Source organism: Rhizobium sp. C4 (assembly GCF_021026315.1).
Classification (GTDB): Bacteria; Pseudomonadota; Alphaproteobacteria; order Rhizobiales; family Rhizobiaceae; genus Ensifer_A.
On sequence record NZ_JAJNCX010000004.1, the window covers coordinates 143,291 to 157,564 of the forward strand.

Below are 14,274 nucleotides of genomic sequence, written 5' to 3' on the forward strand. Positions count from 1 at the left end.
CATTGACTCCGCTTGCAACCGTTTCGCGTTTCGGTTAGCAAATTTTAAGTCGGAATGGGCGTTTGGCAATAGTATTGGGGTGAGCCATACGTTTATCCGCTCTTTGGACCGCATATGCCGGGGTTTATGCGTGTCCAATTCCGATAGTCCAAGGCCTGATACCGGCATTTCGATTTTCGATCTTGCCGGATGTTCTTTGTATTAGTTTCTAATATTAGAAAATCTGGAAATATATAAATGATTTTGAGCTCTGTTCATCGTCTCGTCCCGCGTTCGGCGCGATTGACGTCCGCTTGCTTCTGCTCTTTCGTGGTTTCCAGCTTCGGGTTCCTGCCGCTGCAAGCGGCTTTCGCGCAGCAGGCTCCGGGCACCTGCGCCGTCGGCGTCGTGAACGGCAACCTGACCTGCACCAACTCGCAGACGTTGACGTCTTCAACACCGGCCCAGGCCACCACTGGCGCGAACGGCAATCTCGACCTGACCAATACAAACACGGGGGTGATCAGCGCAGGCTCGAACGCCAGTGCGGTCTATGCCGGGGGCGGGCTGACGCTGAACAATTCCGGGCGGATCGTGACGCTTGCCGGCGGCAGCAACGCCACGATCACGGTAAATGGATCACAGACCGGTACGACCACGATCACGAATTCCGGCTTCATGGGAGATGATGCGGCCAGCGGCGGCGGCGCGCAAAATGTCATTCGCACCAACAACGCGGCGAGCACCTTCACGCTGAACAACACCGCAAGCGGCATCATCAAGTCGACAGCGGGAGGGTACAATGCCGTCGTCGTTCAGATGCTGGGCGCATTCAATACGGTCAACAACGCCGGGACCATCATGGCGACCACGGGCCAGTCGGCACTCACGGTGGTGAGCTCCAGCTCCACCTCCTCGACCATCAACAATAGCGGCTCGCTGAATGCAGCTGGCACACAGACGTTTTACGGCTTCGTCGCCGATACCAGCGGAACGGTCAACTTCACGAACAGCGGCGGCATCTGGGGCGCGACGAACGCTCTCTGGCTGACGGGCGGGCTCACGTCCACGATCAACAATACCAGCAGCGGCACGATCAGCGCGGGCAGCAGCGTTCTCCTTCTCGAAAACACCCGCGCCACAATCGTCAATGACGGGACGATCACGGCAACGGGTGCCCCCAGCATCGTCAGAGGCGTCTTCAACTATAGGTCGGCCATCGGCCTGGCGTCCCGCAGCAGCCTGACGCTCACCAACCGTGGGACGATCAGCGCGCTTGGTGCCGGCATCAAGGTGGAAAGCGGCGCGCTTTCGGCCAATATTACCAATAGCGGCACGATCCGGGCGACTGCGACGGGCGCTGACGCGCGATTGAAGATCTCCGGTGTCTATCTCGACAATACGACTGGCGGCACGACTGTCACCAACAGCGGGACCATTTCGGGCGCCCAATATGGCGTCTATCTCAACAGCGGTTCGATGACGCTGACGAATTCCGGCACGATTTCGGGCGGCACGTCTGCGGTCTATCTCGGGGCCGGCGGCAATACGCTGAATATCTACAACGGGGCGGTCTTCACCAACGGCATCGACTATAACAACACCGCTGGCAACACGACGAATTTCTACACCGGCAGCTATACGCTGGGCGTCAAGAAATACGGTGTGGCTACAAATTCGATCAAGCTTTACGGTGCGAACACCACGCTCGTCACCTCCGGGCTCGATGGCACGGGCACAGGCAATATCGTGATTGTCGACAACACGCCCCGCGTCGCCGCGACGGCGGCTTCAAACTCTGTTGCGACTTATGCTTCGGCTGTCGTTGGCGATATTCTCCTGCAGGATGTCGGTTCAGTTGATGTCATTCCGCAGGATATCGGCCGCGACGCATCGCCGACGGTGGGGCCGAATGCCTATCAGAACGACCGCAAGCGGTCGGTGAAGACAAACCGCGCGACTGCGGCCTTTGCCGAGGTTCTCGGCGCGTCGTCTGCCGTCAAGGCAACCGATCTCGTGTTGCAGGGCTCCGGCCAGACGGTCGACAAATACGGAAACCTCGTCTGGACCCGCGCCTTTGGCGGCGCGCAGTTCCAGGACCCCTATGGCACGGCTTCCGGCCAGCGCTCCTATAGCGGCGGTGCCATGTTCGGTTATGACTGGCACATGGACAACCTGCGCGTTGGCGGCTTTGCCGGCCTTGGCCGCATGCGCACAAACCAGTCGCTGTCTTCCGATTACATGACCACGGACACGGTCTTCGGCGGTGTCTATGGCCGTTACAAATTCGGCAATTTCAACCTCGACGCTACCCTCTCCGGCGGCGGGCTCAACGTTCATACGCGCCGTTTCGTCAACAATGGAACGGAAATCGCACGCGGCGACTTCAACGGCTATTTCGTCTCGCCCGAGACGGCGCTCGGCTATAATTTCGATCTCGGCGACGGTCTGACCGTGACGCCGACGGGACGCCTGCGCTATGTCGGGTCTTCGCTCGGTGCCTATACCGAAACCGGTTCGTCGCAGAATGTCAGCTATGGTTCGAGCTTCTCGAACATCATGGAAGAACGCGCCGAAGTGCGTCTGACCAAGCAGATCAAGGGTGACGACGGCCTGATGTCGAGCGTCTATGTCCAGGCGGCTGCGATCACCGCGCAGCGCATCGGCCCGGCAACCTTTGCCGCCAGCGTGCTCGGCACGAGCTTTGCGGTCGGGGACGGCTATGCGCGCTCCAAGGCCGGTGCCTCGCTCGGCGTCGGCTTCTCCTACAAGGTGGCGCCGCAGTTCGACGTCTATGGCAACCTGGACGGCTCGGCCTTTACCGACAAGTCCTATTCTGTCTCCGCCCGCGGCGGCTTCAAGGTGGCGTTCTGAGCGAGGCGGCGCAAGCCGCTCCTTCAGGCATGACACCGTTGATTTTCGGCCCCATCGGTCGCATATTGACCATATATGGTCATATTGCGAAGGGTGTCCGTCATGTCGACTGTCAGTGTTGCCGATGCGAAGGCGGGGTTTGCGGGACTGGTGGATGACGCCGCGTCCGGGAGTTTCGTGACGATCACGCGTCATGGCAAGCCGGCGGCGGTTCTCGTCAGCGTCGAGGCGGCGGAGGCTGCGAAGCGCGCGCTCTCACGGCCGACGCCCAATTTCGGCGATGTTCTGGCGGACTATCCGGGGCCGGAGGATTTGGCTCGCAGCACCTCGCTCGGCCGGGATGTCGATTTTGACTGACGGCTTTATGATCGACACGAATGTGATTTCGATCTTTTCGCCGGATCGCAAGGAACCGGCGCCCGAGGCCGCGCGACAATGGTTTCACGAGCAGGGCGAGGCGGGAACGCTCTTTCTCTCGGCCATCACGATTGCTGAAATCGAGAAGGGACTGCGAGGGCTGCATCGGCGCGGTGGCATCGAGCGGGCGCGGAGCCTCAATGGCTGGCTGGACATGGTGGTGGAACGGTTTGCCGACCGCATTCTGCCTCTCGATGCGGTGGTGGGGCGGCATCTGGGCAAGCTGGAGGATGCGGCGATATCCACAGGGCATCATCCGGGGCTTGGTGATCTTATCATTGCTGCGACGGCCAGAGCCTATGGCTTGACGGTGGTGACACGCAATCTCCGGCATTTCGCACCGCTTGGGGTAAATTGCACGCTTCCGGCTGCGTTCGGGGTGGAACCGTCCTCTCCGTCGACAGATAGGTGATCGCGGTGAGGCAGCGCCTTTCTCTGGTCATGTCCATTCTCGATGCGGTTTTTCTGCGTCCATAAAGCCTCTCGACAGTCTGCTTGAGCTGCGTCATGAAGGCAGAAAACAGGAGGATATCATGGCTCTGGAAGGTGTGCGCGCGGGCAAGCGGAATGAAGCGGGGATTGCCGCCGTTGTCGGCATTCTCAAGCAGGCATTCGGCGAACGGCTGCAGACGGGGCAGGCGATGCGCGAGCAGCATGCGCATACCACGACTTATCTGCCGGCGCAGCTGCCGGATGCCGTTGTCTTCGTGGAGACGGCGGACGAGGTTCAGGCCGTGGTCAGGGCGTGTGCGGAACACAAGGTTCCGGTGGTCCCCTTCGGCACGGGGTCTTCGCTAGAAGGTCAGGTCAATGCGGCCTCCGGCGGCATTTCCATCGATTTCAGCCGGATGAACAGGGTTCTTGAGGTGAATGCCGAGGATCTCGACTGCACGGTCGAGTCGGGCGTGACACGCGAGCAGCTGAACGAATATCTGCGCGACACGGGCCTGTTCTTTCCGATCGATCCGGGCGCCAATGCCTCCATCGGCGGCATGACGGCGACGCGGGCCTCGGGCACGAATGCGGTGCGTTACGGCACGATGAAGGACAATGTTCTGGCCGTCACCGCCGTGATGGCGAATGGCGAGACGATCCGCACGGCGCGGCGCGCCCGCAAGTCGTCTGCCGGCTACGATCTGACGCGGCTGATGGTGGGGGCAGAAGGCACGCTCGGCGTGCTCACCTCGATCACGCTTCGCCTGCAGGGCATTCCGGAAATGATTGCCGGCGGGGTCTGCGGATTTCCGACGCTCAAGGATGCGGCAAGCACGGTCATCATGACCATCCAGATGGGCATTCCGGTGGCCCGCATCGAGCTCTTGAACGATGCGCAGGTCGCAGCCTGCAATGCCTATTCCGGACTGTCGCTGACCGTGCAGCCGACGCTTTTCGTCGAGTTCCATGGCACGGCGGAGACGGTGCGGTTGCAGTCCGAGCAGTTTGCCGACATCGTTGCCGAGAATGGCGGCGGGGCGTTCGAATGGTCGACGGATGCGGCAGCGCGGGCGAAGCTCTGGAAGGCGCGGCACAATGCCTATTACTCGGCCAAGGCGCTGATCCCGGGCATGGCGGCGCTGTCGACGGATGTCTGCGTGCCGATCTCGCGCTTTGCCGATTGCGTGGCCGAAACCGAGAAAGACGTCATCGAAAACGGCTTCACGGCGCCGATCGTCGGCCATGCGGGCGATGGCAATTTCCACGTTCTCGTTCTTTTCGACGACAAGAACCCGGCGGAAATTGCCCGGGTCGAGGCCTTCTGCGTCCGGCTCAATGCGCGGGCGCTCGCGATGGACGGAACCTGCACCGGCGAGCACGGGATCGGGCAGGGCAAGCAGCCCTTCCTCATCGAAGAACTGGGATCGGCCGTTGATGTCATGCGGCAGGTCAAGCGGGCGCTCGACCCGGACAACATCATGAACCCGGGCAAGATTTTTACCTTGGAATAAGTCGGTATTTCAGCGTCCGGTCATGCAATTGTCTTGTTCCGGCGTCATTTGGCGCTAGTCTGTCACAAATCGATTTGTACGGTGCTCAAGTGCCGAAACCAGGTGGGGAATTGGGCGATTGTCGGTGCTCGGCCGGATCATGCTTGGCATTGCTGGATTGGTGGTTCTGGCGCTTTTCACGGCGCTGGTGGCGCCGTATTTCGTCGACTGGACGGGCTTTCGGCAGGATTTCGAGCGCCGCGCCTCGCTGATCCTCGGCAAGAAGGTCGAGGTTCATGGTGCCGTCAGCGCGCGGCTGATCCCGTTCCCGTCCGTGACCATGGAAGATGTGACGATCGGGCGTGACGACGACGGAAAGCCGCTGGTCACCGCCTCGCGCTTTGCCATGGACATGGAGATCGCGCCGTTCCTGTCGGGTGAGGCCCGCATCTTCGAAATGCGCATCATCGAGCCCAAGGTTCACATCGCGCTCCAGAAGGACGGCACGCTCGACTGGGCGAAGACCGGCAATCCGTCGATCCCGGCCAAGATCGTGGTTCTGGAAAACGTCCGCGTCAGCGGCGGTGAAGTGACCTTCGATGATCACCAGACCGGGCGCACGCGCAAACTGACCGGTCTCGACTTCGTCGCCTCCGCCAAGTCGCTCGTCGGCCCCTGGCATTTCGAGGGCAAGGGGCTGATCGACGGCGTGGCCGGCAAGTTCACGATCAATACCGGCATTCGCGACGCCAAGGGCGAGGTGCGCGTTGCCTCGCACGTCACCCCCGACGCGCTGCCGGTGACGGCCGATCTGGAAGGCACGCTCAGGCTCGTTGATCTCAAACTCCGCTATGACGGCACGTTCAACGCGGCCTATGGCGCGAAGAAGCCGGGTGATCCGGCGCCGGTGCGCATCAAGGGTGCCTTCGAACTTGCGAGCGACCATGTGCGCCTGCCGCAATACCAGCTCGACATGGGCGCGGTCAGCGACCCTTACTCGATCACCGGCGAGGCAACGCTCGACACCGGGCTCAATCCGCAATTCCTGCTGACGGCCGAAGGCCAGCAGGTCGACATGAATGCGATTGGCGCCAGCGGCGAGGGAGCGAAACGCTCGCGCAGTGAACAGGTCGTCACCGCCGAGGAGCGGCTGGAGACGTTTCTGGCGCTGCTTTCCGACATTCCGGTTCCGCCGGTGCCGGGCAAGGCCACGCTGAAACTGCCGGCGATTGTCTCGGCCGATACGTCTTTCCGCGATGTCATGGTGGTTGCCGAGCCGAACGGGACGGGCTGGAAGCTCGACCGGGCCTCTGTCGAGTTGCCGGGCCGCACCAAGGTCGAGGCGAGCGGCCTGCTTGATCTTTCCGAAAAGCGCTCCTTCAAGGGAACGCTGACGGCGGCCTCCAGCCAGCCGTCGGGTCTGTCTGCCTGGCTTGCCGGCGATGTCGCGCCGCAGATCCGCAGCCTCAACGCACTGGGCTTTTCCGCCGATGTGACGATTGACGACGAAATCCAGTCCTTCGACAATCTCGAACTGGCGGCGGGCGGGGCGATCCTGAAAGGCCGCATCGAGCGGCAGGTGCCGGACAATGGCGACGCGGCTTCGCTGGCCATCAAGCTTTCCGGCGGTGATCTCGATTTCGACGCCATGCGCGCGGTTGCAAGCCTTGCGACCGGTAAGGAAACGAGCGCGGCCTTCCTGGCGCAGACGATTTCGGCCGATCTCGAATTCCGCAATCTCGCCTCGCAGGGGATCGTGGCGAGTGACGTCGCGACCGCCTTCACGCTGAAAAACGGCAAGCTTGTGCTCGACAGGCTGGCGGTTGGCGATCTGGCCGGTGCGACGATCGAAATGGCCGGGACGGCATCGGGCAGTGTCGCAGCGCCCGTGCTCGACCTGAAGGGCCGGCTCAAGGCTGTCGATCCGCGCGGCTTCCTGCTGCTGGCCGAGCGGAACCTGCCGCATCATCCGGTCGTCTCGGCGCTGGCGAACAATGCGCATTATTTCGCCGATACGAATGTCGCCTTCGAGCTTGCATCGGCCAAGTCGGGAAGCTTCCCCGTCGTTGCGACCGTCCAGGGCACGACGAACGGCACCAAGCTTGCCGTCAAGCTGCAGGGGCAGGATATCGGACTGTCGCCGGGTACCAATCTCGATATCCAGGCGAATGCCGAGAATGACAATTACGCCACGCTGTTGGGGCAGGCGGGCTTCCGGCTGCTGCCGATGCTGGATGGCAATCATGGTGCGGCCTCGGTGAAGATGACCCGGACGGGCTCGGCGCCGGCGCAGATCGTGCTCAACGCCCAGACAGCGACGACCGGCTTCAACGCCAAGGGGACGGGTGACCTTTCGGCGGCGCATTTCCTGGAAGGGCAATACAAGGTCCTGCTCGACAGCGAGGATGTTGAACCCTTCCTGCTGGTCACCGGCTACAGCCTGCCGAACATGGGCGGCGGACTGCCGCTTTCGGTCACCGCGACGCTGGATATCAAGCCCGACGGCTTTGTCCTGTCATCGCTGGCCGGCAAGGCTCTGGACGAAAACGTCGCCGGCGGCCTGACGCTCAGCCGCGATGCCACGCAGATGCTGACCGGCGAACTCTCGGTGAAGACGCTCGACGCCGGCTGGCTTGCCGAACTCGTGTCCGGCCCGCTGAAGGATGCCAATGGCGCCTTCTCGTCTCAGGCCTTCCCCGCGCCGGTCACCGGCCCGTTTGCGGCAGATGTGCGGATCTCGGCCGCCAATCTCTGGCTTGGCTATCCGGTCCCCGTCAGCGACTTTGCCGGACGGCTCCGTTACAGCGCCGGTGCGGTGGCGATCGAGGATGCGACGGGCCAGTTTTCCGGAGGTGCGGCAAAGGGCGGTCTCTCGCTGACAGTCGGGCAGGGGCAGGCCTTCCTGCGTGGCAAGTTCAACGTCAAAGGTGCGGATATCGGCAAGCTGTCCTGGCGCACGGGCGATGACATACCGATCCTCTCCGGCAGCGCCGATATTGCGCTCGGCCTCGAAAGTTCCGGCGCCAATCTCAAGCAGATTGCCGGCCAGTTGAGCGGTTCTGGCAATGTGACGATCCCGACGCTGCAGATCAGCGGCTTCAACGGCGCTGCGCTGCCGGCGGTCCTTGCTGCTGCGGACAAGCTGGAGGGCGAGATCAACGCGGCGAAGGTCGTGAGCATGGTCGCGCCGATCGTGGTCAAGGGGCAGACCAGGCTTGATGGCGTGACGTTGCCGTTTTCGATTTCCAACGGCCGCCTGCTGGTGCAGAACGTGCGCGCCGAGACGCCTGACCTGCGCCTCGGCCTTGATGGATCTGTCGGACTGGCGGAGGGTGTCATCCGCGCCGATCTCAGGGCTGCCTATGCGGCGGGAACGGACGACGTTGCCGGTGCAACGCCCGCGCTGGTGATGCGCTTTGGCGGCACGCTGGCGAGCCCGACATCATCGATCGATGCGACGGAGCTGGCGAACTATCTGTCCCTGCGCGCCTTCGAGCGCGAGCGCCGCAAGGCCGATCTCCTGCAGGCCCGTCTGGCCGAGCGTCAGCGGCTGCGCCGCGAGGCGCTTTACTATCGTTCGCTGGACGACGCACGAGAGAAGGCCCGCATCGAGGCCGAGAAGAAGGCGGAAGCCGAGAGGCTGGCGGAAGAGGCTGCGGCCAAGGCTGCCGCTGAAAAGGCGGCGGCTGACAAGGCGGCTGCGGACAAGGCTGCGGCCGACAAGGCGGCCAGTGACAAGTCTTCCGGTGACAAATCCGGGCAGAAGACCAATTCGATCCCGCGACTGAAGAACCCGGCTGCGGGATTTGGCGTGCCGGGCTTTCAGCCGGATGTCATTCGCGGTGGCGAGCTTGCGCCGCCCGGCGCTCACTGAGTCGCATCAGGCGCTTGCGCGCTTCAGCTCCTCAAGGACATGAACACGGATCGCCGAAGAGAGATTGCTGTCAGGTGCCCGCGTTTCGTCGATTTCGGTGAGAAGGGCGGCAATCGAGAGGCTGCGCCGACGCGCGATTGTCAGTGCCTCGTTCCAGAATTCGTCTTCAAGGGAAAAGGATGTGCGGTGTCCGCGCAGCGTGACCGAATGTTTCCGGATCACGAATGGCCGTCCCGGTCGTCGCCTTCTGAAACGTCCGCGCGCTTTTCCAGCCTGCCCTGATCGAGCGCCTTTTCTGCCTTCTCGTTCAGCGCTCTGGTCAGCGACTTCTCGGCCTTGGTCCGGCCATGGGCAAGCCGGTTCTGCTCGGCCGTCTTCTCCTTCTCGGCACGCTCGGCGCGCTTGCGGAACTGGCGGAGATTGACGACGTCGGCCAAGGCTTTTGCCCGTTACTGCTTCTTGCGGAAGGCGTCCAGCGAGACGACAGAGGCGCCGGCTTTCTCGCCATCGGCGGGCTTGGCGGCGGCATCACCTGCGGTTTCGACCGGGGTCACATAGGCTGCGACATCCTCGTCCTCGACGATTTCGAGACCTGCATCGGCGGCGACATCGAATTCGAGTTCGAAATTGACCGAGGGGTCATAGAAGCCGCGGATCGCATTGTAGGGGATGACGAGCTTTTCAGGCGTGTCGGAGAAGGAAAGGCCGATCTCGAAGCCGGCGTCGGTGACCTTCAGGTCCCAGAACTGATGCTGGATGACGATTGTCATCTGCTCCGGATACTTGCTCTTCAGGTGCTGCGACAGGCGCACGCCCGGAGCTCCGGTGAGGAAGGTGATGAAGAAATGATGGTCACCTGGCAAGCTGTTGGTCGCGGCGACTTCGCCGAGAACCTTGCGGATCACGCCGCGCAGTGCGTCCTGTGCGAGAATGTCGTACCGGATGTGATCCTGCCCCATACTGTGACCGCCTTCCTGAATTTCGTTTCACGCCATCCAAATCGTATCGCGATCTTTCAGATTCGCGCGAAACCGCTTTGGTTCTCTGTTTTCCGCAGCTCGTGACCGCAAAACCGCTCACACACTTTTGCGCGAGCTGCTTTATGCCACGAACAAGGCATTCCGAAAACCCGCTATATGCGAGCCTATCATCGACGGCAATATAATTGATTCCGCCCATGGGGAGAAGGTGAGGCGACAAGATGAAGAGATGAGGGGAGAGAAAGTGGAGGTTTCTGTTGCCAGGTACCTCCGAACCCCGCCTTAAGGTGCTAACCAAAAGGACTTAGGTCGGATTTCCCGCACCGCCATTAGGCAGCGAGAGCATAACCCTTAGCGTTGTTGTCGTTTGCAACTACACTTGTGACCCGATAACGGCGGTATCATGCCGGGCAAAAAGTCGATCTTTACACCCTTGTCGATCCTATTTCGCCCCCATCAGAAGCCGCTCGCAGCATGACGCATTCAGCAGTTTCTGGTGGAGGCGCCGGGTACCGCCCCCGGGTCCAATAGGTTTATTCCATCGCCCGTTTATTGCCATAGCCGCCCCGAAAGACGGCAGAGTTCATATAAGTGTTATGCGCGCGGATGAAAAGGCCCGTTGGAGGATTACATCGCTTATTGCCGGGGCGATTTTCGAAAGGCCCGCAATCTCTGCTTGACTTGGCTCGAATTCGACTAAACATTTTATTTTGAGAATGCATCACAAGCATTGGGAAAACAGGGAGTAATGACATGACCGACTATCTTCCAGATGTCCGCAAGTATGACGCCAAGGCCGATGAAGCTGTTGTGGCGAAGATCGTGAAGCATCTCGGCATTGCATTGCGCAACCGTGACTCCTCGCTGGTTTCCGCCACTGACAAGTCCGAGCTCGACCGCGTCGTGCAGAGCTGGTGCGGCAAGAAGCTCGGCGTGACGGGCGAGGCGGCCGAAAAGGCCGTGGCCTCCGTGGCCACCGCGATGAAGGCCGACCATTCGAAGTCGCGCGTCACCTTCTACTATCTGGTGGCCAAGGAACTCGGCAAGCTCGGCGACCTCTGAAGCCTTTCCACTGGATTGGCAATTCCGCGCGGCGTTTCCGCCTTGGAAGCGCCGCTGCTTGGCTTTACACTGCGGCCCGTCTTGAGAGAAGGGAATCAGCGGGCCATGAAGCAATATCTCGACTTCCTCCGCCATGTGAAGGAAACCGGCGCCGACCGCGGTGACCGCACGGGCACGGGCACGCGCTCCGTCTTCGGTTACCAGATGCGCTTCGACCTGTCGGAAGGCTTTCCTGTCCTGACCACCAAGAAACTGCATCTGAAGTCGATCATCCATGAGCTCCTGTGGTTCCTGAAAGGCGAGACGAATATCGCCTATCTGCACGAACATGGCGTCAGCATCTGGGACGAGTGGGCCGATGAAAACGGCGAACTTGGCCCGGTCTATGGCTCGCAATGGCGTTCCTGGCCTGCGCCGGATGGGCGCAAGATCGACCAGATCGCGCTGCTGATCGAAAGCATCAAGACTAATCCCAATTCCCGCCGCCACATCGTCTCGGCCTGGAACCCGGCGGAAGTGGACGAGATGGCGCTGCCGCCCTGCCACTGCCTGTTCCAGTTCTATGTTTCGGACGGCAAGCTCTCCTGCCAGCTCTATCAGCGCTCGGCCGACATCTTCCTCGGCGTGCGGACATTTTCCGACATCGAAACGGTACCTTTCCGTCGAGCGGCCTGAAAGTAGCGCCGTTTCGCAGTTGCTCAAATGGTACCGGTACCGCAATAAAATTGCGCTAAGCCTCGCTTAACGGTTTTTTGAGGGTCATTAGGGTATTGCACAGTTCGGTAACGTTGCGCACTATCGATTACGTCAACAGCGGACGACAACATGACCAGGCATCCCGAATTTCAGTATCTCGACATCCTCAGAACTCTCGTGGAACACGGGGATCGGCGTAAGGATAGGACCGGCACCGGCACTCTTGCCACGTTCGGTTCAATGATGCGCTTCGACATGTCGGACGGTACATTTCCGGTTTACACCACAAAGAGAGTTTACTGGAAAACTGCGGTCAAGGAGATGCTGTGGTTTCTAACTGGGCAGACCAATATTCGTACGCTGTTGGAGGAAAACGTCAGGATTTGGACAGATTGGCCTTTGGCGAACTATCGCTCGGCAACCGGTTCAAATCTCTCCCAGGAGGAGTTCGAGGCAAAGATACTCGCAGATGCTGATTTCGCTTCTGAATGGGGCGATTTAGGTCCGGTGTACGGCAAGCAGTGGCGTCGCTGGCAAGCTGCCGATGGAACCGAATATGACCAAGTGGCCGACGTTATTCTGCTTCTCCGTAATGATCCGGGCAGCCGACGCATGCTTTTTCATGCCTGGAATGTTCCTGAACTGAAAGCGATGGCTCTTTCGCCGTGTCACATGACCTACCAGTTCTTTGTGGCTGGGATCGGAGACGAGGTGCCGCGACTTTCTCTAATGGTCACCCAGCGCTCAAGCGACATGGGATTGGGGAACCCGTTCAATGTCGCGCAACAAGCGGCGTTACTAGCCATGATCGCCCAGCAGGTTGACATGCAGCCCGGTGAATTGATCTGGACTGGTGGGGATGTCCATCTTTATCTCGACCATATGCACCTGGCCGAAACGGTTCTTTCCAGAGAACCGCGACCGTTCCCCAAGCTCCATTTTGCTCGGAAGCCCGATGGGATCGATGACTACAAGATCGAAGATTTCGTGGTGACCGGGTACGATCCTCACCCCGCAATCGAAGCGCCCGTCGCAGTCTAATTTTTGAAATCCAATGCTATTTTTGGCGGAGTCGCACCAACGGCTCTGGTGGAGTCTTGTTGCTGTGAATCAATCGCTAACAGTAGGTGATCGCTTAGCAGTATTGCTGGCTGAACTATATGCAAAAGGCACCATACCTCGAAACAGGCATGGGCACGTCGCGAGAGATCAGCTTGCTGCCATGCTCGATGTTGGGAAGTCAGCTCTGACACCGCACCTTCCGTTAGTAAAATCCTATGAAGAGAAGATCGGCATTTTGCATCCTATCGATGCGGCTATCCCGCGTATGAAGGCTGTCCTTGCAGATTTGATTGATAGTGGAACGCTCAAGACACGCGACGGTAAGGTTGACCGGAAGCAAATAGGAGATTTGGCGGGTGTCAACTCGGTCACCTCGCTTAATCGCCGACAAGGGGACGGCCGATGGCCGTCACATTATTTTTAGAAAGCCTGAATGATCGCCTTAGCTTTGATCCATACCGCTCATTCATGCTTTCTATAGGAGCGGAATCCGCCTATCGGCGGATGCTTTTTGTTTAGGAAGTTGTAAGGGTAAAGGAGGAACGTGGTACAGAATGATGAAAAAAACACATGATGTCGGAAAACCCTTCAACATCGCGTCCTATGCGCTGCTGACGATGATGGTCGCGCAGGTCACGGGCCTTCGCCCCGGCGATTTCGTCCACACATTCGGCGACGCGCATCTCTATCACAACCATTTCGAACAGGCCGAAACGCAGCTGAAGCGCGACCCGAAGCCGCTGCCCTTCATGAAGATCAATCCCGACGTGAAGGACATCTTCTCGTTCAAGTTCGAGGATTTCGAGCTGGTGGGCTATGAGGCGGACGCAACGATCAAGGCGCCGATCGCGGTATGATAAAGCCGCTGATCTCCATGATTGCCGCCGTGGCGCGCAATGGCGTCATCGGCCGCGAGAACGATCTACCCTGGCACATGTCCACGGACCTGAAGCGGTTCAAGGCCATGACGATGGGCAAGCCGCTCATCATCGGGCGGAAGAACCTCGAGAGTTTCCCGCGACTTCTGCCGGGGCGGCCGCATGTGGTGATCACGCGGGACACGACCTATGCCCGCGAGGGTGTGCACGTCGTGCATTCTTTCGATGAGGCAATTTCAACGGCGTCGGACCTTGCAGACGAGACGGGTGCAGACGAAATCTGCATCGCGGGTGGCGGCGAGATCTACAGGCTGGGCATGCCGGTCGCGGATGTTCTTCACATCACCCATGTCGAGGCGGATATCGCGGGCGATACAACGTTCCCCGAAATCGATCCTGCGGTGTGGGATGCGGTGGAGGTCGGACGCATGGAGTCGGGCGAAAAGGATGACCATTCGGCCCGTTTCGTTACCTATACACGCCGAAAGTAGACCTTTCCTGCGGCAATTTGCATCTGCGGGATGCGA

The 14,274-nt window shown here is 60.3% G+C and carries 11 protein-coding genes, 1 other RNA gene and 2 pseudogenes; 10 read left to right on the top strand and 4 right to left on the bottom strand.

The window, feature by feature from the left end; translation table 11 throughout:
• Positions 1-237 precede the first annotated feature (237 nt).
• The 5 genes from LQK84_RS09340 (at position 238) to LQK84_RS09360 (ending at position 9,069) form a co-directional block, all read left to right on the top strand.
• On the top strand, positions 238-2,853 hold the full coding sequence (locus LQK84_RS09340) for an autotransporter outer membrane beta-barrel domain-containing protein (protein WP_230828436.1): 2,616 nt from the start codon (positions 238-240) through the stop codon (positions 2,851-2,853).
• A gap of 102 nt (positions 2,854-2,955) precedes the next feature.
• Positions 2,956-3,210: a type II toxin-antitoxin system Phd/YefM family antitoxin gene (locus tag LQK84_RS09345; protein WP_230828437.1), complete on the top strand. Its 255-nt coding sequence runs from the start codon at positions 2,956-2,958 to the stop codon at positions 3,208-3,210.
• Positions 3,203-3,682: a type II toxin-antitoxin system VapC family toxin gene (locus tag LQK84_RS09350; RefSeq protein ID WP_230828438.1), complete on the top strand. Its 480-nt coding sequence runs from the start codon at positions 3,203-3,205 to the stop codon at positions 3,680-3,682. The genes LQK84_RS09345 and LQK84_RS09350 overlap by 8 nt, the downstream gene beginning before the upstream one ends.
• A gap of 121 nt (positions 3,683-3,803) precedes the next feature.
• Positions 3,804-5,216, top strand: a complete 1,413-nt coding sequence (locus LQK84_RS09355) for an FAD-binding oxidoreductase (RefSeq protein ID WP_230828439.1) — start codon at positions 3,804-3,806, stop codon at positions 5,214-5,216.
• 124 nt (positions 5,217-5,340) lie between these two features.
• Positions 5,341-9,069: an AsmA family protein gene (locus LQK84_RS09360; protein ID WP_230828628.1), complete on the top strand. Its 3,729-nt coding sequence runs from the start codon at positions 5,341-5,343 to the stop codon at positions 9,067-9,069.
• 6 nt (positions 9,070-9,075) lie between these two features.
• On the opposite strand, the gene LQK84_RS09365 is transcribed toward LQK84_RS09360, so the two are convergent.
• The 4 genes from LQK84_RS09365 to ssrA form a co-directional block, all read right to left on the bottom strand.
• Positions 9,076-9,291 (bottom strand): ribbon-helix-helix domain-containing protein, encoded by a 216-nt coding sequence (locus LQK84_RS09365; protein ID WP_230828440.1) that lies wholly within the window; start codon positions 9,289-9,291, stop codon positions 9,076-9,078.
• Positions 9,288-9,506: a DUF4169 family protein gene (locus tag LQK84_RS09370; protein ID WP_230828441.1), complete on the bottom strand. Its 219-nt coding sequence runs from the start codon at positions 9,504-9,506 to the stop codon at positions 9,288-9,290. Before LQK84_RS09370 ends, LQK84_RS09365 begins: the two co-directional genes overlap by 4 nt.
• Before the next feature lie 12 nt (positions 9,507-9,518).
• Positions 9,519-10,028, bottom strand: a complete 510-nt coding sequence (locus tag LQK84_RS09375) for an SspB family protein (RefSeq protein WP_230828442.1) — start codon at positions 10,026-10,028, stop codon at positions 9,519-9,521.
• Positions 10,029-10,292: 264 nt separating this feature from the next.
• Positions 10,293-10,666: a transfer-messenger RNA gene (gene ssrA / locus LQK84_RS09380) on the bottom strand.
• Between the two features lie 136 nt (positions 10,667-10,802).
• On the opposite strand from ssrA, the gene LQK84_RS09385 reads away from it, so the two are divergent.
• The 5 genes and pseudogenes from LQK84_RS09385 to LQK84_RS09405 all read left to right on the top strand — a co-directional run bounded on the left by LQK84_RS09385 (position 10,803) and on the right by LQK84_RS09405 (position 14,238).
• Positions 10,803-11,111: a DUF2853 family protein gene (locus LQK84_RS09385; protein WP_230828443.1), complete on the top strand. Its 309-nt coding sequence runs from the start codon at positions 10,803-10,805 to the stop codon at positions 11,109-11,111.
• 105 nt (positions 11,112-11,216) lie between these two features.
• Positions 11,217-11,738 (top strand): annotated as a pseudogene (locus LQK84_RS09390) (thymidylate synthase); the annotation flags it as partial.
• 198 nt (positions 11,739-11,936) lie between these two features.
• Positions 11,937-12,848 carry a thymidylate synthase gene (gene thyA, locus LQK84_RS09395; protein ID WP_230828444.1) on the top strand — a complete coding sequence of 304 codons (912 nt, stop codon included), beginning with the start codon at positions 11,937-11,939 and terminating at the stop codon, positions 12,846-12,848.
• Positions 12,849-13,444: 596 nt separating this feature from the next.
• Positions 13,445-13,726, top strand: a pseudogene (thyA, locus tag LQK84_RS09400) (thymidylate synthase); the annotation flags it as partial.
• Entirely contained in the window at positions 13,723-14,238 is a 516-nt protein-coding gene (locus LQK84_RS09405; RefSeq protein ID WP_230828445.1) for a dihydrofolate reductase, read from the top strand. The pseudogene thyA (LQK84_RS09400) and the gene LQK84_RS09405, both read left to right, overlap by 4 nt.
• Positions 14,239-14,274: the final 36 nt, after the last annotated feature.

What these genes read in the sequence shown, in the direction of transcription:
- LQK84_RS09385 (WP_230828443.1), top strand. Translation starts at nt 10,803, where the DNA reads ATGACCGACTATCTTCCAGATGTCCGCAAGTATGACGCCAAGGCCGAT.
- LQK84_RS09355 (WP_230828439.1), top strand. Translation starts at nt 3,804, where the DNA reads ATGGCTCTGGAAGGTGTGCGCGCGGGCAAGCGGAATGAAGCGGGGATT.
- LQK84_RS09375 (WP_230828442.1), bottom strand. Translation starts at nt 10,028, where the DNA reads ATGGGGCAGGATCACATCCGGTACGACATTCTCGCACAGGACGCACTG.
- LQK84_RS09405 (WP_230828445.1), top strand. Translation starts at nt 13,723, where the DNA reads ATGATAAAGCCGCTGATCTCCATGATTGCCGCCGTGGCGCGCAATGGC.
- thyA (WP_230828444.1), top strand. Translation starts at nt 11,937, where the DNA reads ATGACCAGGCATCCCGAATTTCAGTATCTCGACATCCTCAGAACTCTC.
- LQK84_RS09340 (WP_230828436.1), top strand. Translation starts at nt 238, where the DNA reads ATGATTTTGAGCTCTGTTCATCGTCTCGTCCCGCGTTCGGCGCGATTG.
- LQK84_RS09345 (WP_230828437.1), top strand. Translation starts at nt 2,956, where the DNA reads ATGTCGACTGTCAGTGTTGCCGATGCGAAGGCGGGGTTTGCGGGACTG.